At 53.5% G+C, this 825-nt stretch carries 1 protein-coding gene; it reads right to left on the reverse strand.

The window, feature by feature from the left end; translation table 11 throughout:
* The coding region (locus tag HFE01_RS26385; RefSeq protein ID WP_167442902.1) for an AMP-binding protein at positions 1–825 on the reverse strand (825 nt) is incomplete at both ends.

Genomic DNA, 825 nt, shown 5'->3' on the forward strand with positions numbered 1-825 from the left:
CTGGCAAAGATTTGCTTCACCGAAGCGTCAAATACAAATGCGGACAGCCATGCGATGTGAAGCGGCTGATCATACCGACTGTACACTCGCTCATATAAAGCGTCTACCAGATTGCCGACACTGCCTTGCTCAATCATGACCCCTTTCGGCTGACCGGTTGTACCTGAGGTGTAAATCATATAGGCCAGGTTGTGCGGGCCAGCGACAGAGATCAGGTTGCTCGCATCCTGTGCTCCCCATTGAGCTTGAACGCCCTCATCGTCAAGAACGATAGCTTGTACTGTCGATGGCAGTTCGAGTGACAGGTTGGCAACTCTGCTGGTGATCACGACCTTGGCCCCACTGTCTTGAAGCATATAGTCAATACGCTCCTGTGGATACATCGTATCCATTGGCACATACGCACCTCCGGCCTTCAGTACCCCCAGAATGCTCACCAGAATATCCGCAGAACGTTCCAGCAGTACGCCTACCGGTTGATCTGCTTCAACACCTTTCGCCCGTAGCACACGGGCCAACCGGTTCGCCTGCTCATTCAGCTCAGCGTAGGTTAGCGCTATATCGCCAGACACAACGGCTATCCGCTCAGGGTAGTCCTTCGCTTGTTCTTCAAAACGCTCGCTGAGTGACAGACCTTGCAGTGTTCCACGCACGCTGTGCGCGTTCGGATCATTGAACACCTTCAGAATCTGTTCGGTTTCTTCCGCCGTAATCAGTTCCAGCTCACCCAGCTTCGCATCCGGGTTTGCCGCCACGGCTTCGGCTAAGCGAATAAAGTGACGTGTCATCCGTTCAACGGTTTCCCGTTGATACAACGCAGTTGCA

Origin of the sequence: Paenibacillus sp. EKM10P, from assembly GCF_011800655.1 — a bacterium.
GTDB lineage: Bacteria > Bacillota > Bacilli > Paenibacillales > Paenibacillaceae > Paenibacillus > Paenibacillus polymyxa.